17 protein-coding genes and 2 pseudogenes are annotated in these 20,383 nt (G+C 69.2%); 5 read left to right on the top strand and 14 right to left on the bottom strand.

All coding sequences use genetic code 11. The features are described 5' to 3' along the window. The first annotated feature begins 42 nt into the window (after nucleotides 1-42). Nucleotides 43-882, top strand: coding sequence for an NmrA family NAD(P)-binding protein (locus IE317_RS06225; protein WP_191307103.1), 840 nt, complete (start codon nucleotides 43-45; stop codon nucleotides 880-882). On the opposite strand, the gene IE317_RS06220 is transcribed toward IE317_RS06225, so the two are convergent. Beyond that, complete coding sequence (locus tag IE317_RS06220) at nucleotides 883-1,359, bottom strand: D-alanyl-D-alanine carboxypeptidase family protein (protein ID WP_229902505.1); 477 nt, start codon at nucleotides 1,357-1,359, stop codon at nucleotides 883-885. Nucleotides 1,360-1,448: 89 nt separating this feature from the next. On the opposite strand from IE317_RS06220, the gene IE317_RS06215 reads away from it, so the two are divergent. Both IE317_RS06215 and IE317_RS06210 read left to right on the top strand, forming a co-directional pair. Then, on the top strand, nucleotides 1,449-2,126 hold the full coding sequence (locus tag IE317_RS06215) for a response regulator transcription factor (RefSeq protein WP_191307100.1): 678 nt from the start codon (nucleotides 1,449-1,451) through the stop codon (nucleotides 2,124-2,126). After that, nucleotides 2,119-3,225 (top strand): sensor histidine kinase, encoded by a 1,107-nt coding sequence (locus tag IE317_RS06210; protein ID WP_191307098.1) that lies wholly within the window; start codon nucleotides 2,119-2,121, stop codon nucleotides 3,223-3,225. Before IE317_RS06215 ends, IE317_RS06210 begins: the two co-directional genes overlap by 8 nt. Here IE317_RS06210 and vanX read toward each other — a convergent pair. The 5 genes and pseudogenes from vanX to IE317_RS06185 form a co-directional block, all read right to left on the bottom strand. Further along, entirely contained in the window at nucleotides 3,189-3,797 is a 609-nt protein-coding gene (gene vanX, locus IE317_RS06205; RefSeq protein WP_191307096.1) for a D-Ala-D-Ala dipeptidase VanX, read from the bottom strand. The two genes, IE317_RS06210 and vanX, sit on opposite strands and share 37 nt — an antisense overlap. Continuing rightward, on the bottom strand, nucleotides 3,794-4,810 hold the full coding sequence (gene vanA / locus IE317_RS06200) for a D-alanine--(R)-lactate ligase (protein WP_191307093.1): 1,017 nt from the start codon (nucleotides 4,808-4,810) through the stop codon (nucleotides 3,794-3,796). The genes vanX and vanA overlap by 4 nt, the downstream gene beginning before the upstream one ends. Next, entirely contained in the window at nucleotides 4,797-5,777 is a 981-nt protein-coding gene (locus IE317_RS06195) for a D-isomer specific 2-hydroxyacid dehydrogenase family protein (protein ID WP_229902504.1), read from the bottom strand. Before IE317_RS06195 ends, vanA begins: the two co-directional genes overlap by 14 nt. 294 nt (nucleotides 5,778-6,071) lie before the next feature. Next, nucleotides 6,072-6,468: pseudogene (locus IE317_RS45400) on the bottom strand (IS3 family transposase); the annotation flags it as partial. A gap of 203 nt (nucleotides 6,469-6,671) precedes the next feature. Continuing rightward, nucleotides 6,672-6,992, bottom strand: a complete 321-nt coding sequence (locus IE317_RS06185) for a transposase (RefSeq protein WP_191307089.1) — start codon at nucleotides 6,990-6,992, stop codon at nucleotides 6,672-6,674. 14 nt (nucleotides 6,993-7,006) lie between these two features. Between IE317_RS06185 and IE317_RS45395 the strand changes: the two genes are divergently transcribed. Beyond that, nucleotides 7,007-7,177, top strand: coding sequence for an integrase core domain-containing protein (locus tag IE317_RS45395; protein WP_191307321.1), 171 nt, complete (start codon nucleotides 7,007-7,009; stop codon nucleotides 7,175-7,177). Between the two features lie 282 nt (nucleotides 7,178-7,459). Here the strand turns inward: IE317_RS45395 and IE317_RS06175 are convergent, their stop codons facing one another. The 8 genes and pseudogenes from IE317_RS06175 to IE317_RS44340 form a co-directional block, all read right to left on the bottom strand. Continuing rightward, entirely contained in the window at nucleotides 7,460-8,146 is a 687-nt protein-coding gene (locus tag IE317_RS06175) for an O-methyltransferase (protein ID WP_191307087.1), read from the bottom strand. A gap of 38 nt (nucleotides 8,147-8,184) precedes the next feature. Beyond that, a complete protein-coding gene (locus tag IE317_RS06170; RefSeq protein WP_191307085.1) occupies nucleotides 8,185-9,423 on the bottom strand; it encodes an acyl-CoA dehydrogenase family protein in 1,239 nt (412 codons plus the stop codon). A gap of 34 nt (nucleotides 9,424-9,457) precedes the next feature. Then, the gene (locus IE317_RS06165; RefSeq protein ID WP_191307083.1) at nucleotides 9,458-11,002 is read right to left on the bottom strand and encodes a 4-hydroxyphenylacetate 3-hydroxylase family protein; all 1,545 of its coding nucleotides are present in this window, start codon (nucleotides 11,000-11,002) and stop codon (nucleotides 9,458-9,460) included. 17 nt (nucleotides 11,003-11,019) lie between these two features. Continuing rightward, the gene (locus tag IE317_RS06160) at nucleotides 11,020-11,217 is read right to left on the bottom strand and encodes a hypothetical protein (protein ID WP_191307080.1); all 198 of its coding nucleotides are present in this window, start codon (nucleotides 11,215-11,217) and stop codon (nucleotides 11,020-11,022) included. 184 nt (nucleotides 11,218-11,401) lie between these two features. Next, nucleotides 11,402-11,857, bottom strand: coding sequence for an SgcJ/EcaC family oxidoreductase (locus IE317_RS06155; RefSeq protein ID WP_191307078.1), 456 nt, complete (start codon nucleotides 11,855-11,857; stop codon nucleotides 11,402-11,404). A 50-nt stretch (nucleotides 11,858-11,907) separates the two neighbouring features. Beyond that, nucleotides 11,908-12,381, bottom strand: a complete 474-nt coding sequence (locus IE317_RS06150) for an SgcJ/EcaC family oxidoreductase (protein ID WP_191307076.1) — start codon at nucleotides 12,379-12,381, stop codon at nucleotides 11,908-11,910. Beyond that, nucleotides 12,365-12,793 (bottom strand): thiamine pyrophosphate-dependent enzyme, encoded by a 429-nt coding sequence (locus IE317_RS44345; RefSeq protein WP_229902513.1) that lies wholly within the window; start codon nucleotides 12,791-12,793, stop codon nucleotides 12,365-12,367. Before IE317_RS44345 ends, IE317_RS06150 begins: the two co-directional genes overlap by 17 nt. A gap of 472 nt (nucleotides 12,794-13,265) precedes the next feature. Then, a pseudogene (locus IE317_RS44340) lies at nucleotides 13,266-13,985 on the bottom strand (thiamine pyrophosphate-binding protein); the annotation flags it as partial. Nucleotides 13,986-14,556: 571 nt separating this feature from the next. Here IE317_RS44340 and IE317_RS06140 point away from each other — a divergent pair. After that, complete coding sequence (locus tag IE317_RS06140) at nucleotides 14,557-20,382, top strand: type I polyketide synthase (RefSeq protein ID WP_191307074.1); 5,826 nt, start codon at nucleotides 14,557-14,559, stop codon at nucleotides 20,380-20,382. The last annotated feature ends 1 nt before the right edge of the window (nucleotide 20,383 follow it).

The following is a 20,383-nucleotide window of genomic DNA, read 5'->3' as shown; positions in this document are numbered from 1 at the left end:
CGCGGCAAGGATCTTGCCGCAATACCCGCCATCCTCGACGGCATGACCACACCCAAGACCGTCCTCGTCACCGGCGCCACCGGCACCGTCGGCCGCCACCTCGTCCGCGAGCTGCTCGCCGGCGGGCACCGGGTCCGGGCGCTGACCCGCTCGCCGGAAACGGCCAACCTGCCCGCGGAGGTGGAGCTGGTCGCCGGCGACCTGGCCGCGCCGCCGCCGGAGGGCCTGTTCGACGGCGTCGACAGCGCGTTCGTCTTCCCGGCCGCGGACGTGGCTAGCTTCGTCAAGGCAGCCGACGCGCACCTGGTGCTGCTCTCCTCGCTCGCCGCCGCCCTCGAACACGAGCGTGACCGCGGGTCGGCCAGCCAGGTGCACCACTCCGCGATCGAAGACGCCGTCCGCGACAGCGGCGCGAGCTGGACGATCCTGCGACCCGGCACCTTCGCCGGCAACCTGCTGTCCTGGGCCCAGCCGATCCGCTACACCGGCGGCGTCCGCGGGCCGTACCCGACGTCCGCGCAGGCCCCGATCCACGAGGCCGACATCGCCGCCGTCGCCGCCGTGGCGCTGACCGAACCCGGCCACGCGGGCAAGGTGTACGCCCTGACCGGCCCGCAGGCGCTGACCCGCGTCGAGCAGCTCGACGCGATCGGCGCGGCCATCGGCCGCGAGCTGCGCTTCACCGAGACCACGCCCGACGAGTTCCGCGCCGAAATGCGCTCCTACGGCGTCGGCGACGACATCGTCGCGATGCTCCTGGACTATTGGTCGGACACGGTGGAAGCGCCCGACGTGGTGCGCCCGACGGTGCAGGAGGTGACCGGCCGGCCCGCCCGCACCCTCGCGCAATGGGCGCGTGATCACGCGGCGGACTTCGCGTGATCACCGCATCCTCGGGTCCTGCGACGGATCGGCGTACATCGGCGGGCACCCGCACTCGACGGCCTCCGAGCGCAGTTCGTAGTGCCACGGTTCGTTGCGGTAGATCTGGCACAGCCCGTATCGGGCCCCGTGTTCGGCGAGCCACTTCCGGGCCGCGGGCGGCCCGATGTCGACGGCCTGGCCGCGCACGTGGGCGGACTTGTCCGCCGTCGTCACCCAGCGGGCCGCGGCCGCTTCCGAGCCGTGCTTCGCGATCCCCTGACGCCGCAACTGTTCCTGGTAGGCCCACGAGCGCCAGCCCCCGTTGACGACGAACGCCACCCCGTCGGCCGCGGCGTCCGCCGCGGCCCGGCGCAGGGCGTCGAGCAGGTCGGGATCGAGGTTGGCCACGGCGGGGGACTCGTCGTCGAAGACCGGCAGGCCGTCCGGCACGGCGCCGTGTCCCCGGCCGAGGGGCGTGCGTTGACTGGAGGTCATGCCGCCCGAGTCAAGGCGGCGCGGTGTTGCCGTCGCGTACGCGCTTTCCGATATGCGGCCGATAGGCGCCCGCTCGTAGCATCGGCGGAGTGCGTGTCTTGATCGTCGAGGACGAGCCCTACCTGGCCGACGCCATCCGCGACGGCCTCCGGCTGGAGGCCATCGCCGCGGACACCGCCGGCGACGGCGACACCGCGCTGGAACTGCTGAGCGTCAACACCTACGACATCGCCGTCCTCGACCGCGACATCCCCGGCCCGTCCGGGGACGAGATCGCCCGGCACATCGTCGCCTCCGGCAGCGGGATGCCGATCCTCATGCTCACCGCCGCCGACCGGCTCGACGACAAGGCCACCGGCTTCGGGCTCGGCGCGGACGACTACCTCACGAAGCCGTTCGAACTCCGGGAACTCGTGCTCCGGCTCCGGGCCCTCGACCGGCGGCGCGCGTACAACCGGCCGCCGGTGCACGAAATCGCCGGCCTGCGCCTGGACCCGTTCCGCCGCGAGGTCTACCGCGACGGCCGGTACGTGGCCCTGACCCGGAAGCAGTTCGCCGTGCTCGAAGTCCTCGTCGCGGCAGGCGGCGGCGTGATCAGCGCCGAGGAGCTGCTGGAACGGGCCTGGGACGAGAACGCGGACCCGTTCACCAACGCCGTGCGCATCACGGTTTCGGTGCTGCGCAAGCGGCTCGGCGAACCCGGGATCATCGAGACCGTGCCCGGTGTCGGCTACCGCATCGACACCGGGGAAGCCGGCCGTGGATAGGGAACCCGGGCTGAGCGCCCGGCTCAAGCTGACCCTCAGCTACGCCGGGTTCGTCATGCTCGCGGGCCTGCTGCTGATGGGCGCCGTGCTGGCGTTCTACCTGTACTTCCTGCCCGACGGCTGGATCATCACCGAAGGCAACTTCTGGATCAACCGCTCGCGCCTGGTGCGCGCGTTCGTCCCGTTCATGGTTGTCGTGATCGTCTTCCTGCTGGTGTTCGGCCTGCTGGGCGGCTGGGTCCTGGCCGGCCGGATGCTCGCCCCGCTGACGCGCATCACCGACGCCACGCGCGTGGCCGCGACCGGCTCGCTCTCCCACCGCATCCGCCTGCCGGGCCGCACCGACGAGTTCCGCGAACTCGCCGACGCCTTCGACACCATGCTCGCGCGGCTCGAAGCGCACGTCACCGAGCAGCGGAGGTTCGCCGCCAACGCGTCGCACGAGCTGCGCACCCCGCTCGCGATCACGCAGAGCCTCCTCGACGTCGCCCGCAACGATCCCGAGCGCACCACCGACGAGCTAGACGAACGCCTCCGCGTCGTCAACACCCGCGCGATCGAGCTCACCGAAGCCCTGCTGCTGCTCAGCCGCGCCGAGCAGCGGGCCTTCAGCCGCGACCGCGTCGACCTGTCCCTGGTCGCGGAGGAAGCCGCCGAAACGCTCCTGCTTCTCGCCGAGAAGCGGGGAGTCACCGTCGAGACGTCCGGCGAGGCCGCGATCGCCCTCGGCTCACCGGCGCTCCTGCTGCAGCTGACGACGAATCTGGTGCACAACGCGATCGTCCACAACCTGCCCGAGGGAGGCGCGGTCCGGGTGACGACCGGTGTCGAGCCGGGAGCCGTGGTGCTCACCGTCGAGAACACCGGCGAACAGCTCGCGCCGTCCTTGGTCGCCACCCTCGCCGAGCCGTTCCAGCGCGGCACCGAGCGCCTCCGCAGCGACCAGGCCGGGGTCGGTCTCGGCCTGGCCATCGTCAAGAGCATCACCCACGCCCACGACGGGACGCTCACCCTCGCCCCGCGGCAGGCGGGCGGCCTCCGCGTGACCGTCCGCCTGCCCGGTCACGCGATGGGGAAGTCGAAGTACGTGTCCGGGTAGGGCTCGTCCTTCAAGCCGTAGTGCCACCATTCGCGCTCGTACGCGGCGAACCCGCAGTCCTCCATGATGGACCGGAGGCAGCGGCGGTTCCCGGCTTCGAGAGGCGAAATCCCCCGTGCGTCGTGGTGCGAGATCGGATCCATCAGGTCATGGCCACCGCCCATGGCCGCCAGTTCGCCGGTGACCAGGTGGTAGAGGGTGAGATCGACGGTGCTTCCCCGGGTGTGCCCGGACTTGGCCGCGACGTACCCCTTGGCGAACATCGCGGCCCGGTCCATGTTCGGGTAGTGCCACAGCTTCGTCCGGCCATCCTCCGGCTGGTCCACCCAGCGCAGGAAGCAGTCCACGGCGCGTTGCGGCCGGTAGCCGTCCCACAGCAGCAGGCCGAAGCCGAGGGACGCGGCCTTCTCCTGCGCCTCCGCCAGTGCGGCGCACAAGGTCTTCGTGCCGACGATGCGATTGGCGAGGTACCCGTCCACGGGCTTGCCGGTGAAGTTGTCCCAGGTGGCGTACTTGGCGTCCCAGCGGATGCCGGGCACCAGCTCGTCCACGAAGGCGAAGTCGTCGTTCACCGGGCCGTCCCGGCGACGATCCGGTCGATCAGCTCCGAGAGCGGCACGCCGGCGGCCGCCATCATCCGCGGGTAGCGGCTGTACGACGTCAGGCCGGGCAGGGTGTTGACCTCGTTGAGGACCACCGTGCCGTCGTCGGTGAGGAACATGTCCACCCGGGCCAGTCCCCCGCACCCCAGCGCGCGGTAGATGGTCTTCGCCGTCTCCTGCACGCGTGCGCGGGTTTCGACTGGGATGTCGGCGGGCACGATGAACGTCGAGTTCTCGGAGCCGCTTTCGGGCGATTCTTCCTGGTGGATCCGGAAGAAGCCGTGCGAGAGGGCGACCCGGTCCACCTCACCGGCGAACAGGTCTGCTCCGCTGCCCAGGATCGCGCAGCCGACTTCGCTGCCGGCCACGGCCTCCTCGATCAGCACCTTCGAGTCGTACTGCGCCGCGGTCGCGATGGCCGCGGCCAGCTCTTCTTCCTCGGTCACCTTGCTGACGCCGAACGACGAACCGGAACGGGCCGGTTTTACGAAGACGGGGTAGCCGAGCCCGTCGACGTCCTCGCCGGGCCGGACGGTCCGGAACTTCGGCGTGGCGATCCCCGCGCTCGCGGCGACGACGTAAGCGAGCGATTTGTCCATGCACAGGGCGGAACTCTGGACGTCACAGCCGGCGTAGGGAATCCCGGAAAGTTCGAGCAGGCCCTGAATCGCCCCGTCCTCGCCGAGCTTGCCGTGCAGCACGGGCAGCACCAGGTCGAGGCCGATGGTGTCGTACTTCCCGTCGTCCAGGACGAGCAGCCCGGGAACGCTCCGGTCCGGCGACAGAACGACGGTCCGCCCGTCTTCCCAGCCCGTTTCCGGTCCGTCACAGAGCTTCCAGGCCCCGGTCTTCGTGATCCCGACCCAGATCGGTGCGTACTTCCCGGTGTCGAGGTGTTTCGCGACCTCTTGCGCGGACTTGACCGAGACGGGGTGTTCTTCGGAACCGCCCCCGAAGATGATCCCGAGCCTAACCTTGGCCATGCCGTTCCCCGCTTTCGAATTTCAGGCAGTTGACGATGGAGTTTTCGACGGTGTCGCGCAGCGCGCGGTCCGTGTAGTAGGCGGTGTGCGGACTGACGAGCACGTTCGGCAGTTTCTGCAGCCGCACCAGCAGTTCGCTTTCGACGGGCCGCCCCCGCCAGTCGGCGTAGAAGACGCCTTCTTCTCCTTCGAGGACATCGAGTGCGGCCCCGCCCAGCCGACCGGTTTCCAGCGCCTCGACCAGGGCTCCGGTATCGAGAAGCGGCCCTCGCCCGGTGTTGACGACGAACGCACTGGGCTTCATCAGCTCGAGCCGCTCCCGGTCCAGGAGGTGACGCGTTCCGGCGTCGAGTGGCGTGTGGAGGGTGACGATGTCGCTCGACCGCAGCAGTTCTTCGAGCGGCAGGTAGTCGACGTCCGCGTGCGGCCGGCTGTCGTACGCCACCACCCGGGACCCGAACCCGCGCAGCCGCCGGACGACGGCGGAGCCGATCCGTCCGGTACCGATCACGCCGACGGTCAGATCGCGCAGTTCTTTTCCCCGCATGTCGTTCAACCGGTAGTCGTGCTCGTCGGCCCGCCGGATGACGGACTGGGCGTCCCGCGACAGCATCAACATGAGCATGAGCGTGTAGTCGGCCACGCTGTCCGGGGAATAGGCGACGTTCCCCACGGAAATGCCGACGCTGCGCGCGTAGCCGACATCGACGTGGTCGTAGCCGACGCTCCTCGTGGAGAGGTAGCGGACGCCGATCCGGCTGAGCGCCAGAAGAGTCCGGTCGTCGACCGGAGTCTTGTGGCCGACGCTGACACATCGGCAGCCGGCGGCGAGCCCGACGTTGGCCTCGCACAGGGCGGCGTCCGTAATGGTCGGCGTCACCCCGAAGCGCGGCGCCATCTCCCGGAACAGCAGGGCCTCATCGGGTGCACACCCATAGATCGTCATCCCGAGTGCTGGTTCGCTCATGCCGACCAGTCAAGGGAAGACGGCGTTGCCGGCACGTATGCGCTTTTGGATACACCGAAGATAAGTTACCGTCTGGTAAGTAACACCGAGGGGGATCATGGCCTGCCGCCGCTGGGCCGACGAGCAGGGTGCCGTCCACGAGGAGACTCTCACCCACGAGCTCGCCTGGGAACCGGACAGATGCGCCCCGGGTCTGGTGCAGGTCTCGTTGTCTGTCACCGAGCCAAGGCAGGCTCGAAGGGTTGATCGTAACGTGACGCTTGGTGGCCGGCTTCGACCTGGGCTGGAGTGCGTGAACAGCGAATTGAATTCCTCAGCCATCGCGTTATCGCAGGAATCTCCGCGCGAACCGACCGAGGCGACCACTGCCGCTTCCACCAAACGCTCGGTATAACGAATGGCTCGATATTGAACTCCGCGGTCGGAATGATGGACAAGTCCGGTCACGTCTTGTCCGGCTCGTTGCCGGGCCCATGTCCGCTACCCAGAGCTGGTTCGGCTGGTCGGCAGTGAAGCGGCGGTCGACCAGGTCCGCCGGCGAAGGCGAGGCGGCAGCGATGGTGGTCCTGGGCCGCCTGCCTCGCCGTAGTCCCTGGAGGCCCTTCTGGCGCATCAGCCGCTCGACCGTGCAGCCAGCCACGCGGATTCCCTCACGGTTGAGTTGCGCATGCACTTTCCGCGCTGCGTAAACACCGTATTTCTCGCGGAACACACGCTCGATCTCAGCGAGCAGTTCGGCGTCCCGCACGGCACGTTTCGACGGCGTGCGCTTCTTGGCCGCCCAGAAGGTTCTCGGGGCGATCCGCACATCCGCATCGTTCAAGACTGCGCAGATCGACTCGACCCCGACCTTCTTCCCCTCGACAACCCGCCTAGGCGTGGAATCGTCAGACGCTACTTGATCCTGCGGTCGAGCTCCGCGGCGGCGAAAAACGCCGAGGCCGTCTTCAGGACCTCATTTGGCCGCCGCAACTCACGCACCTCGCGTTCCAGCTCGGCGATCCGTGCCGCATCATCGCTGGTGCGGCCGGGTGCCGTGCCGGCGTCGATCTCGGCCCGCTCGACCCACGTCCGCAGCGCCTCCGGGTGCACGTCCAGCTGGCCCGCGACCCGGCGGATCGCCGCCATCCGCTGACCCTCGGCCGCGATCGCGTCCAACGCCATCCGGGTCGCCCGCTCACGCAGCTCGTCGCTGAACTTCTTCGGTTCCGGCATGCTCTGCATCCTCCCTGAGATCAGAGCCTGCACAGAACCCGGGGCGCATCACCAAGGCGGAACTCGTTGCCGCGGTTGACAATTGGATCGATCGATACAACAATAATCGGCGTCACTCCGCTATCGGGATGCTCAGCCCTGTTTGCTCCGAGCAGTCCCTGACAGGCGCAGCGAAAGCTGCTTGATCACCTGTCCACTGTCCGGGGGGACCCTCACAGAAACAAAGGACCCCGCACGTCACCAGCTCACGGACGAGCGGGAAGACCATTTTCCCGGCAGGTTACCCTGCGCCAGATACGCCGCCGCGCGCTGCAGGATCACCTTCTCCTGCTCCAGCAACCGGTTACGCTTCTTGACTTCGCGCAGCTCGCCGCCTCCTCCCGAGTCAGTCCGGGCCGGGTTCCGTCGGCGACAAATCCGGCGCGGGCCGTGGGGTGTGCCTGACCAAATTTGACTACTACTGTGGACTACGCTGCGGCGCGCGAATAGTTGGCTCGCTTATACGCTAGGGTCACACCATCGAAGACCGGCAGCATGCTCAGGTCAACCCGGTCGTCATCGCATAGTGCGGCGTTCAGCGCGCGGAGTGAGTCTGTCTCTTCATCACTGATGTCGGGGCGCGCCACCTTGCCTGACCAGAGCACGTTGTCCAGCACAAGCAATCCGCCCGGCCGGAGTAATTCAAGGCATCGTTCGAAGTAGTCGGAATAGCTTTCCTTATTACAGTCGATGAACGCGAAGTCCACAGTGCCGGCGGCACCGTCGGCAAGCAGTGCGTCCAAGGTCTCGACGGCGGGACGGATTTCCACCTGGATACGGTCGGCGACCCCGGCCCGTTCCCAGAAAGGGCGGCCGATCTCGGGCCACTGCGCGTTGACGTCGCACGTGATGACGCGCCCATGTGCGGGGACGGCGCGGGCCATGGCCAGCGTGCCATACCCGGTGAACGTCCCGACCTCGACGACGGTGGTGGCCCCCGTCAGCCGGACGAGGAAGCCAAGCAACTGCGCCTCCTCTGGTGGAGTCAACATGCCGTGCTCGAACGAGAGCCGCACGGTGGCCGCCCGCAGCTCACGCGCGATGTCGTCTTCGCGAAGGGAAACATCCCGCACATACTTCTGGATTCGGTGGTCCAGCACCAAATTGCGGAGCACCCGGTTCCTCCTGATCTCGGCGATAACGTGTGGTGAATTCAGCTCGCGATGCCCAGTTCCAATTGAGCGAGTTCGCGGGGGGCGATGGTGGCCAGATAGATGTGCACTCCGGCATGCGTATGCAGGGTCGACATATCCCGCCAGATCCGCTCGAGCCGTTCGCCCGCACGTACGGCGCTGGTCCCGGCGGTGGGAAACAGAATGTCGGATACCGCGTTCCACGCTTGCCGTACGACCTCGCGGCTGATGATCGACATCCGGAGCTCCACCTCACGTGTGACATTCCCCTGCTCGGCCGTCTCATGCCATTGCCTTAGCATGTCCGTCATCGCCGCCCGTGCCGTCGCGATGCGTCCAGCCGCTTCGCCGTAACGGAGCTGAAAATCCGGGTCCTCAGCACGCGGTCCGAACGGCGGATACGTGACCGGACGTTCCCGCGTCAGCTCGGCGTAGACATCCAGCGCCGCGGTGGCCATGCCCACGGCCAGCGCGCCGAGCTGGAAGGTAAACGGGGCCACCACGCTTCCGCCGTACAAGGTGGTGCGATGCAACCGAAGCCCCGGCGTTCCCCCAACGACGGAGATCATTCCCATATGCGTACCAGGCAGCGCGTAGTGCGCCGGGATATGCGCCTTCTCGACTTTGACGCTGTACGAGCCACTGCCTTTCAGGCCAAGCTGGGAACCCCAGTCGTCCAGCCGCCGCCACTGGTCCCTCGGCACGATGAACATCAGCTGCTCGGGCGGTTCTCCTTCCGCTCCCGCGACGAAGGTCTGGCCGACGAAATGAGTGGCGTAGGGCGAGCCGGAGGCATAGCGGAACACGCCGTCCACGATCCAGCCGCCGTCTTCGGCAGGCTCGGCGAACCCGGCCGGCGCGATGACTCCCGGGCAGATGAAGTCACCGCCCGCGAATAGCTCATCCTGCGCTTGTTCGCCATAAACGGTAGCAATCAGATGGGCGTGGGACGCCCCAAAGGTGTACATCCACGCCGTCGACGCGCACCCCCGCGCGAGCCTTGCAACCACCTGCATGTGAGTGTCGATACCGAATTCGTAACCGCCGTATCGCCGTGGCACCAATAGCCGGTAGAAGCCGGATTTGAGCAGCAGTTCATGCGTGTCGAGCGCATAGAACCCGCGGGCCTCCGTCTCTTGCTGGCGGTCGACGAGCGTCTTGGCGATCCGTTCGGCGCGGGCCAAGACTTCTTGCTCGGTCAGGCCCGGCTCTGGTGGAAGCGGATAGTCGTTCGCCGAGGTATCCATGGCGGCAGTCATGTGCTGACCGTCCTTTCATCGAAACATGATCACGTCAGCCAAGGAGGGCGCGGGCTGCCGCGCCGATGTCGGGGAACGATGCGAGGTCCGGCACCTGCCAGCCGTTCAGGTCATATTCGGCAAGACAGCGGTCGACGAACGCACGATAGCCGTCGAGCTTGCCATCGCCGAGTTGCCCACGAAGTAATTCGGTCCTGGTGTTTTCGTGGTTGCCGGAATAGTTGCGTTCGTAGAGTTCGTGCCTGCCGCCGAATTCGGTGCCGACCGTGTCCCAGAGCAGTTTCATCACCTTTACCCGCTCGACGGCGTCGACCCCGTTCGATCCGCGCAGGTACTTGTCAAGGTACGGCCGGATGTCATCGTTGTGGAAGTCCTGCGCGCTGGAGTTGAGGTAGATCAGTCCGCTCGCGACATCTTGCAACACGATCTCCCTGATCCTCGCGTAGCCGATCTGGGAGAACCAGCGGTAAGCCATGACGTAGTCCGGGTTGGGCAGGACAGCGCCACCCCGCCACGGCACCGGGTTCCGCGCTGCGGCGTCGGACAGCCCCCAGAACAGATTGCGCCAAGCGAGCACTTCCCCTAGTCGCGTCTGTACCCCGCGGAAATCGGAGACCCCGGTGATGTCCAGCGCCTTGGCCAGCAGACCGGCGATGAACTCCAGTTTCACCGCGAGCCGCGTACAACCGTGAAACATGGCGCGCTCGTTGAACCCGGAATACCCGGTAAACATGCCGACCTTGGCAGTATCGCCATAGATGAACACGTTTTCCCACGGGATCAGCACCTTGTCCAGCACCAGCACGCTGTCGTTCTCGTCCAGCCGCGAGGACAGCGGGTAGTCGAACGGGCTGCCGGTCAGCGCGGCCGAGGCGGCGTACGACTGGCGGCAGATCAGTTTTTGGCCAGGGGCGTTCATCGGCACGGTGGCGACAATGGCGAACTTGCGGTCTTTGATGGGCAACCCGGTGTGGGCGATGAAGTTGTAATGCGTGAGCGCGGAGTTCGTCGCGACGACCTTCGCTCCGCTCACCACCAGACCGCTGTCGGTCTCCCGCTCGACGTGCACGAACACATCGGCGACCTCGTCCGGCGGCCGGTGCCGGTCCACCGGCGGATGTACGAAGGCGTGGTTCCAGTACAGGACCTTCTCCTGTGACTCCCGGTACCAGCGCTTCGCATTGTCGGCGAACGGGTTGTAGAACTCGGCGTTCGCGCCGAGCGTGCCGAGGAACGACGCCTTGTAGTCCGGACCACGGCCCATCCAGCCGTAGCTCAGCCGTGACCACGCGGCGATGGCCTGTTGGTCAGCGATCAGATCGGCCGCGCTGTGCGGCGTGGTGAAAAACCGGTGCGTGTAGCCGCCGGGGCCGCCGGCGTCGGTTTCGGTGGTCAGCACGTCCCGATGCTCCGGGTCGTGCAGTGCGTCGTAGAGCCGGGCCGTCATGCGCGCCGGGTTGCGGAACGCCGGATGTTCGGTGACGTCCTTGACTCGGTCGCCATAGAGGTAGATCTCGCGGCCGTCGCGGAGACTTTCAAGATATTCGGCGCCGGTCAGCGGCCGGGTCTGTTCGGTCATCGCGTTCTCTTTGTCTCTCAGGCCGCGGTGCTCTGCGTGGCGTCGACAAGTGCCGCGGGACCGGCGACCGTGGAGAGTCGCGCCGCATGGAGGGACTCGCCGCCGTCCCTGCCGACCCGAGCCAAGTCGCCCGTGCGGTACATCCGCTCGTCCGACCCGGCGAACGTCCGCTCGACCTGAGCGGAGAACAGGTCCCGAATGGAATCGGCTGACATCGCATCTCCTGTGCCTGATTGGTTCTGACGTGCGGTCTCGGTTCCGGCCAGACATGGCGGCGCGGTCCTGGCCGACACCACGGCTGGGCCGCTTTGCTCGCGGTGACGCCACGTGACGCCACCGACCGCCACTTTCGTGGGAATGTCTCCTCAATCTCGATCGAGGTCGAGGAGACACCCGCTCCTAACTGTTGACCGGGCTCGTCTGCCTCGACACGACCCGCCAGTCGCCGTCCTTCTTGACGAGCACCCACAGCGAGCGGGCCAGCTCTTCCGGTTCGATGCCGTCTTGGCCCTTCTTGACGACACCTCCCTCGGTGACCGCGATCGCTACCGAGTCGGTCAGCAGGCGGACCTCCTTCGGCTCGTCGGTCAGCCGGGTTCCCTGGAAACCACCGGCGAAGGCATCGGCCAGGTACGCGCGGATCTCCTCACGGCTGCTCAGCTGGGCATCGCCCACGAGCATGCTGCCGTTGTCGACGAACAGGTCGGCGATGGCGTCGGCGTCGTTCGCGTCCCACCCCGCCCGTACGCGCAGCTGCGCGGTCACCACGGCACCCTCGACCCCGTTGGGGTAGGGGCCGTAGTGTGACGCCCACTTCTTCGCACCCTCGACGAGGGCTTCGGCGTTGCTGCTCATTGGTTCGTCCTCCAAGCGAGTCTTGTCAGGTGTTTGCTGATCGCGGCGGATTACCAGCGCAGGGTCGCGCCGCCCCCACGCGGGCTGTTCTGGTAGGCGGCGAGCTGCCACTGGCCGTCCCGCTTCACGACGACCCAGCTCGACAGCACCGCCAGTTCCGGCGCGATCTCGGTCTCCCCGGGCGCGAGAATTCCGCCGTGCGTCCGGAACACGGCGACGTCGTCGGTGACGAACCGAAAGTCGACCGGTCGTCCCGTTACGCCCGTCCCCTTGAACGGACCGGAATAAGCGGCCGCCATGAAAGCCTGGATCTCTTCGCGGCCGCGCTTGTAGACATCGCCGGGAAGCAGCATCACACCCTCTTCGGTGAACACCTTCGCGACGTCGGTCGCGTCGTTGCGCGACCACGCCTCGACCAGCCGCAGCGGCACGCCAAGGGCTTCCTTCTGCTTCTCGCCGGTGAACTCGCCGTAGTAAGCGTCCAGGGCGTCGCTGGTCGCCTCGGCCTCATGAATCGCGGTCATTGAACGTCCTCTCGAAATCAGGACAGGCACTTCCAGTAATGGCCTGTCGATTATGGTTGCCGGTCACGGGCCCGGCCGTCTCCTCGCTTGCCGATCCGCGTCCGCCCGCAGGCTCCGCCAGGAATGGCGCGACCACCTCGCGAACGATCTTGCAGTCGAGTACCAGCGTGCCCGGCATGCCTGCCGCGCACCATTCGCGCAGCACCGAAAGGTCGCCGACGGTGCGTACCGTGGCGACCTGGGCCCCGAACGCGGCGGCCACCCCGGCGAAATCCGTGTCGGGGAACTCGATCGTCCGGGGATCGGCCCCGGCGCGGCCGTAACGGTGCACCTCGAATCCGTAGGCGGCATCGTCGTAGACAACGGCAAGGACCGAACGACGGGAACGGATCAGCGTCTCCAGGGTCGGCAAGCCCCATCAACGCGCCGCCGTCGCCAAGGGCGACCACGGTCAGCCGGTCGGCCCTGCCGGCGGCCGCCCCGACCGCCCCGGCGAACCCGAGACCGATCGTCTGGAAGGCCGAACCGATGAAGATCGTCGCCGCGGGATCCGGCATCGACCAGTACATGAAGGGCCATGCGATGAAGTGGCCTCCGTCGAGCACGACCGTCCGTTCCGCGGGAAGGATTCCAGCGAGCTCCAAGCTCAGCGTGCGCGGGTCGATCCGTTCGGTCGTGCTCACGTCCGTGTACGGCTCCTGTGCCCACCCCACTCCGGCCAGCATCGGCTCCGCCACGTCGCGCCAGTCGGTGCGCACCAGTTCGGCCGCGTCGATGGCGTCGAGCAGCGCGATCGCGGCGTCTGTGGCGTCGGCCTCGATCTCCAGGTCGGCCTGCCCGATCAGGTCCGCGGCCACCGGGGACGCGAAACCGCCGCACACGCCGATGGACCACCGGGAGTCGCCGAACAGGCCGGTCGCCATCGCCGTCGTCGTCAGCAGCCCGCCGACCCGCGCCGCGAGGTCCTGCAGCACCTTGGCCGCACCCGACCGCCACGCACCGAGCCCGGCGAGCACCAGCGGCCTGCGCGCCGTGGCGAGCCGGTGCAGGACGGCGTCCACTTCCGCCGGCTGGCATGCGGGCCGGCGGACCGGCTCGCTCACCACCGCCGGTTCCCCTTCGCCGGAACATGCGGCGGAGGCCAGGCACACCATCACCGGGCCGTCCCCGTCGCGGGCGAGCGCCAGCGCCCGTGGCGCCGTCCGCCGCACCGGCTCGCCTGCCGTCACGCGGACCGCGCGGGCACCGATCGCGTCGGCGAATCCGGCCGTGTTCATGTCGAAAGGACGTGGGCCGCCGGTCGGCGCGTCGCCGCAGATGACGGCCACGGAGCTGCGATGTTTCACCGCCTCGCTCAACGCCGTGGCGCTGTTGGAAAGACCGGCTCCATGCGTGGTGGCGCAGACCGCGGTCTCGCCGGTGGCCCGGTAGTAGGCGTCGGCCATCGCCATCGCCCCGCCTTCGTGCCGGGCGGCCACGTAGTCGACGCCGTGCCGGATCAGGCCGGCGACGGCGAGGAAATTGCCCGCACCGACGACGCCGGACGCCTGCCGGACGCCGTCCCGGGCGAGCTCCCTCACCAGAACGGACACCAGGTCTGTCATGCCCCGCGTCCCCTCGTCGATGAATGGCCCATGTGGCACCACGTTCGCAGCACCCACGGAACCGGTGCGTCTCCCTGGCTGCTTCCGGCAGGGCGATCGGCACGAGAAGCGCACGGTCGGAGACGCCCTGGTGAGAACCGTGCTGTGACGCTTGACCACATGAATGGGCCACTGACCGGCGACGAGTCGTCGAGAGCATCCGACCTGGTCGCCGACCAGCGGTCCATCGCGGTGAGCGTTCCCGAACGCCTCGGCGACCGCGTCTTCTCGATTGCTGCCCGCGACAACAGCGATTCTCGCACGATTCTGCGCGGCCACGGCCGGGGCACTATCAAAGAAGACGTTTCTTACGCTTACTGGGCATGCTGTCAACAGCGAGTCATCGCAAAGCGTCGCGCTCGAGGTTCCAGCTGCCACGAATCGTGCGTCGCCAACAGGCCGTGCGTTTCGAACGATATGGAAGGTAGTCCATGAGCAGCTTTGACGTTTCGCGCATTCTTGCGAACGCCAGGACGGTGGCCGTGTGTCGTGGCGGACGTGATGCGCGAACGGCGGGAATGTGGTGGTCCTGATGGGTGTCGAGCGGGTCGCGATCGTCGGTGTCGGTCTGTGCTATCCGGACGCCGACTCGCCGGGTGAGCTGTGGGAGAACGTGCTGGCGGGGCGCCGGGCTTTCCGGCGGTTGCCGGACGAACGGATGAACAGCCAGGACTACTATTCACCCGATCCCGAAGCCCCGGACCGATTCTACTCGCAGCAGGCAGCCGTGCTGCGCGACTTCGAGTTCGACCGGCTGCGGTACAAGGTCGCGGGAAGCACGTACCGCTCCACCGACCTGACCCACTGGCTGGCGCTCGAGGTGGCGTCGAGGGCGCTGGCCGACGCCGGACTGCCCGGCGGCGAAGGACTGCCGAGGGAGTCGACCGGTGTCGTGCTGGGCAACAGCCTTACCGGCGAGTTCTCCAGGGCCAACCTCATGCGGCTGCGCTGGCCCTACGTCCGGCGGACCGTGGCCGCCGCGCTGGTCGAGAAGGGCTGGGGTGAGGACGAGACGGCGACGTTCCTCGGCGAGCTGGAGCAGCGGTACAAGGCGCCGTTCCCCGGGATCGACGAGGACACGCTCGCCGGTGGGCTCGCCAACACGATCGCGGGCCGGATCTGCAACCACTTCGACTTCAAGGGCGGCGGGTTCACCGTCGACGGCGCGTGCTCGTCGTCGCTGCTGTCCGTCGCGACGGCGGCGAACGCGCTGGCCGACGGTGAGCTGGACGTAGCGCTCGCCGGTGGCGTCGACCTTTCGATCGACCCGTTCGAGGTGATCGGCTTCGCCAAGACCGGCGCGCTGGCCACCGGCGAGATGAAGGTCTACGACCGGGGCTCGAACGGCTTCTGGCCTGGCGAGGGTTCCGGGATGCTGGTGCTGATGCGGGAGAGCGACGCGCTCGCCAGGGGCGCGCGGATCTACGCCTCGATCACCGGCTGGGGAATCTCCTCGGACGGCAAGGGCGGCATCACACGGCCGGAGGTCGGCGGCCACCGGCTCGCGCTGGCGCGCGCCTACGGCCGCGCGGGCTACGGCGTGGAAACGGTGTCCTATTTCGAGGGACACGGCACCGGGACCGCGGTCGGCGACGCCACCGAGATCGAGGCGCTCTCGTCGGCCCGCCGGGACGCGGACGCGAGCGCCGAACCGGCCGCGCTCAGCACCATCAAGGGAAACCTCGGGCACACCAAGGCAGCTGCGGGGGTCGCCGGGTTGATCAAGGCGGCCCTCGCCGTATACCACCAGGTGATCCCACCGGCCACCGGCCACGTCGACCCGCACCCGCAGCTGCTGGCGGAGTCGGCGGCGATGTACGTGCCGCGCGAGGCGGGGCTGTGGCCCGCCGAGCGGCCGGTCCGGGCCGGGGTCTCCGCGATGGGCTTCGGCGGGATCAACTCGCATATCGCCGTCGAGCAGGCCCCCGGCGTGCCGCGGCGCGTGGAACTGGACGACACCACGAGGAACCTGGTCACTGGAAGGCAGGACGCGGAGCTGCTCCTGCTCGACGCGGGCGACCTCGCCGAGCTGCGCGAGCGGATCGAAAAGGTGGCGGGGTTCGTCGGCAAGCTGGCGATGGCCGAGCTGACCGACCTGGCCGGGGCGCTGGCGGGCACGCTGACCGGCGGGGCCGCGCGGGCCGCGGTCGTGGCGAGCACGCCGGACGAGGCCGAGCGCAAGCTGACCCGCTTGCTCAGCACGCTCGAAGGAGGGGCGACCAGTGTTTTCGCCGCCGGTGAGGGCGTCTTCGCCGCGGCCAGGACGAGTGCCCCGCGCATCGCGTACCTGTTCCCCGGGCAGGGCTCTGGCCGGGGTGCCGCCGGCGCGCTGCGGCGCCGGTTCCTCTCGGCCGACGACATCTTCCGGATCGCGAACCTGCCCGAGGGCGGCGACCAGGTGGCGACCGAGGTGGCCCAGCCCCGCATCGTCACCGGCTCGCTCGCGGCGTTGCGGGTGCTCGGCGAGCTCGGTATCGAGGCGGCCATCGCGGCCGGGCACAGCCTCGGCGAGCTGAGCGCGCTGCACTGGGGCGGGGCGATGGACGAGGCGCAGGTGCTCCGGCTCGCCGCGATCCGCGGCAAGGTGATGGCCGGCGCCAGCCACGGCGACGGGGCGATGGCCGGGCTGGCCACCGACCCGAACGGCGTGGAGCGCTTCGCCGACGGCGAAGACGTGGTGATCGCCGGGTACAACGCGCCGAGGCAGACCGTGATCTCCGGCCCCGCCGAGGCGGTGGAAAGGGTGTGCGCGAAGGCGCGGGCCGCCGACGTGACCGCGACGAGGATCAACGTCTCGCACGCGTTCCACTCGCCCGCCGTCGAACCGGCCGCCGAGGCGCTGACCGAGCATCTGGCCGGGTTCGGGTTCGACCGGCTCAGCGGGGCGGTGGTGTCCACCGTGACCGGTGAGGTGCTGCACGGCGCCGAGGACCTCGGCGAGCTGCTGCGCGACCAGGTCGTGCTGCCGGTGCGGTTCCGCGAGGCCGCGGCGAAGGCGGCCGAGGGCTGCGATCTCGTGCTCGAGGTCGGTCCCGGCCGGGTACTCGCCGGGCTGCTCGAGTCGATCGCGCCGGGTACCCCGGTGCTGTCGGTGGACACCGACAGCGGCTCGTTGTCGTCGTTGCTTTCCGTCGCGGGCGCGGCGTTCAGCCTCGGCGCGCCCGTGCGGACCGAGGCCCTGTTCGAGGGCAGGGTTGTGCGGCCGATCTCGCTCGAAGGCGATATGACCTTCCTGGCCAGCCCATGTGAGTCGGCTCCGGCGATCGACGCCGAGCTGGTGTCCGCCGAACCCGCCGAGCGGCCAAGGCAGGAAGCGGCCGAACCGGCCGGTGGCGGTGGCAGCACGCTGGATCTGCTGCGCAAGCTGGCCGCGGAGCGCGTCGAGCTGCCCCTGGAGACCGTCACCGCGGACAGCCACCCGCTGGACGACCTGCACCTGAGTTCCATCACGGTCGGCCAGCTGGTCAACGAGGTGACCAGGACGCTCGGCCGCCCGCCGCTGGAGGGCATGCCCAACTTCGCCACCGCGTGCCTCGGTGAGCTGGCCGAGATGATCGACGAGCTGGCCGAGACCGAGCAGGCCAAGGACGGGACGTCCGGGGCTGGCGAGGTGCCGGGCGTCGAGCCGTGGGTGCGCTCGTTCGCCGTGGACTACGTCGAGCGGCCGCGGCCGAGCGCCGATCTCGGCTCGGCGGGGGGCGCGACGCACGAGTGGACCGTGTTCGCCCCGGACGGCCACCCGCTGGCCGAACCGCTGCGAGCCGCGCTGGCCAGCGCGGGGGTCGGCGACGGCGTGCTGCTGTGCCTGCCCGCCGACTGCGGTGCCGCCCACCTCGGCCTGTTCCTCGACGCGGGCAGGGCGGCGCTGGCCGCACCGACCGGTACCCGGTTCGTCGTGGTGCAGCGCGGGCTCGGGGCCGCCGGGCTGGCCAGGACGCTGCGGCTGGAGGACCCTTCGACGCGAACCACGATCGTTGACCTCGACGACATCGTGCCCTCGGGCGACGCGCTCGCCGACGCGGTGTCCACCGTGGTCGCCGAGGTAGCGGCCACGACGGACTTCGCCGAGGTGCGGTACACCGCCGACGGCAGGCGGACCGTGCCGATGCTGGAGGCGAGGCAGGCGAGGACGGTCGAACCCGGCACGTCGCCGCTCGGCGAGGGCGACGTACTGCTGGTCACCGGAGGCGGCAAGGGCATCACGGCCGAGTGCGCGCTGGCGATCGCGAAGGATTCGGGGGCGAAACTGGCCCTGCTCGGCAGGGCCGACCCGGCCGAGGACACCGAGCTGGCGGCCAACCTGTCCAGACTGGACGCGGCGGGTGTGCGGTACCGCTACGTGCGGGCCGACGTGACGTCGGCCGGGCAGGTGGGCGAGGCGATCGAGCAGGTGCAGGCCAGCCTCGGCCAGGTCACCGCGGTGCTGCACGGGGCGGGGCGGAACGAACCCGCGGCCCTGTTCTCCCTTACCGAGCAGGGATTCCGTTCGACGGTGGCGCCCAAGGTGGACGGCCTGAAAGCGGTACTGTCCGCTGTGGACGCCGACCGGATCAAGCTGCTGGTGACCTTCGGCAGCATCATCGGCAGGGCGGGCCTGCGCGGAGAGGCGCACTACGCCACCGCCAACGACTGGATGTCCGAGCTGACCTTGCGGTTCGGCCAGGAACACCCAGGGGCCCGTGTGCTGGCGATGGAGTGGTCGGTGTGGTCCGGCGCCGGGATGGGCGAGAAGCTGGGCGTGGTCGAGGCGTTGCAGCGCGACGGCATCACCCCGATCTCCACCGAGAAGGGCATCGACGTGCTGCGCCAGGTGCTCGCCGACCCAGGGGCGCCACCGGTGCTCGTCGTCGGTGGCCGCACGGGCGGGCTGGCCACGCTGCCCATCGAGCGGCCCGAGCTGCCGCTGACCAGGTTCGTGGACAGGGCCGTCGTGCACTACCCCGGGATCGAGCTGATCACCGAGGCCGATCTCGCCGACGGCAGCGATCCCTATCTCGGCGACCATCTGCTCGACGGCGACCTGCTCTTCCCCGCGGTGCTGGGCATGGAGGCGATGACCCAGGTGGCCGCGGCGGTGAGCGGGCGGACGGGCTCGCCGCGGCTGGACGGCGTCGAGTTCCTCCGGCCGATCGTGGTGCCCCGCACGGGCTCGACCACGATCAGGGTGGCCGCACTGGTCCGCGACCAGGACACGGTCGACGTCGTGATCCGCAGCGGGGAAACCGGGTTCGGCGCGGACCACTTCCGGGCCAGGCTGCGGTACTCCGGCCCCGAGCCGGAACGGGGCGAGGTCACCGGGGCGCACGAGCTGTCGGCGGTTCCGGTGGACCCGGTGACCGAGCTCTACGGCAGCGTGCTGTTCCAGGGCAAGCGGTTCCAGCGGCTGCTGGCCTACCGCAGGGCGAGCGCGCGGCAGGCGGTGGCCGAGATCTCCACCAGGTCCGAGGCCGCGTGGTTCGCGCCGTTCCTTCCGCAGGAACGGATCCTGGCCGACCCGGGTACGCGGGACGCGATGATGCACGCGATCCAGTGCTGCGTCCCGGACGCGACGCTGCTGCCGCAGGGCATCGAGCGGCTGTACCTCGCCGACCGCGAGCGGCAGCAGGCCCTGGAGTACGTGGTGCTGGACGCGGTGGAGCGGTCGCAGGACGGCGACACCTACGTCTACGACCTCGACGTGCGGGCCCAGGACGGCGAGCTGGTGGAGCGCTGGGAGGGGCTGACCCTGCGGGCGGTCCGCAAGCGGGACGGCGCCGGACCGTGGGTTCCGGCCGTGCTCGGATCCTATGTGGAGCGTGCGCTGGAGCGGGTGCTCGGCGGCCACCGGGCGGTGGTGGTCGAGCCCGACCCCGCCGACGGCGACGTCGGCACGACCGCGCAGCGCAGGGCACAGACCGAACTGGCCGCGAGCAGGGCGGCGGGCAGGCTGGTGCGGCTGCGCTACCGCCCGGACGGCAAGCCGGAGGCGGACGGGTTCGAGGTCTCGGCCTCGCACACCGCGGGCCTGACGTTCGTGGTGGCCGGTTCCGGCAAGCTCACCTGCGACGCCGAGGCCGCCACCGAGCGCGGCGAACAGGACTGGGCCGGCCTGCTCGGCGCCGAGCTGCTCGCGGTGAGCGACCTGCTCGCCGCCGAGTCGGGCGAGCCGGTGACGGTGTCGCGCACGAGGGTGTGGACCGCGCTGGAGTGCGTCCGCAAGACCGGTGAGCTGACCCAGTCGCTGGCCGTGCACCGGGTGCACCAGGACGGCTGGGCCGTGCTGTCCGCCGGCGGGGCGAAGATCGCGACCTGGGCGACGATGGTGCACGACCGGCCCGCCCCGGTGGTGTTCGCGGTACTCGCGGGAGAGGAAGCCTGAG

Origin of the sequence: Amycolatopsis bullii, from assembly GCF_014654205.1 — a bacterium.
Lineage (GTDB): Bacteria > Actinomycetota > Actinomycetes > Mycobacteriales > Pseudonocardiaceae > Amycolatopsis > Amycolatopsis plumensis.
The sequence above is the reverse complement of the archived record's forward strand: the minus strand, read 5'-3'. Positions and strand labels throughout refer to the sequence as shown.